General features: G+C 63.4%; 1 protein-coding gene. It reads right to left on the bottom strand.

All coding sequences use genetic code 11. The features are described 5' to 3' along the window. A partial coding sequence (locus tag DBR24_RS32550; RefSeq protein WP_371921308.1) for a type VI secretion system baseplate subunit TssF occupies window positions 1–500 on the bottom strand: 500 nt, incomplete at both ends.

Below are 500 nucleotides of genomic sequence, written 5' to 3'. Positions count from 1 at the left end.
TGACCAACAGGTCGCTGCCGAGGCGGTTCGGTGTCATGCCGCTGACCCGTCGTGCATGCCAGTAACGCTGCTGATCGCCACCGCTGTGCTGACTGCCGTAGTAGGCCGGCAAGCGTTGCACCCCCGCGCTGGAGCTGGCGCGCATGCCGCGAATGCTGTGGATCTCGACGCTGTTCTCGCGGTGGCTGTCGGCAATCAGGCGGTATTCGCTGTGGGTCCCATCGGGACGCAGCGGCTCGGAGGTCCGCGGAAACAGGTTGATCACCGGGGCGCAACCGAGGGCGATATCACTGGCCTGCAAATGCAGGCGACTGCCCGGAGCGCGATCGAAGACGATGTACAGATACAGCGTCTGGCTGTCGCTGGTCACGCCGCGCAAGGGCAGGTCGAAGAAGTGGAATTTGTCCGCAAAGGCAAAGTATTCGGCCAGCAGGCGCATGCCCGGATGCACACCGTCTTCGTCGGGTAACAGCGCTTCGTCGTCGGCAAATCCGACAATC

It is taken from the genome of Pseudomonas sp. HMWF006 (assembly GCF_003061205.1).
GTDB classification, from domain to species: Bacteria; Pseudomonadota; Gammaproteobacteria; order Pseudomonadales; family Pseudomonadaceae; genus Aquipseudomonas; species Aquipseudomonas monsensis.
The sequence above is the reverse complement of the archived record's forward strand: the minus strand, read 5'-3'. Positions and strand labels throughout refer to the sequence as shown.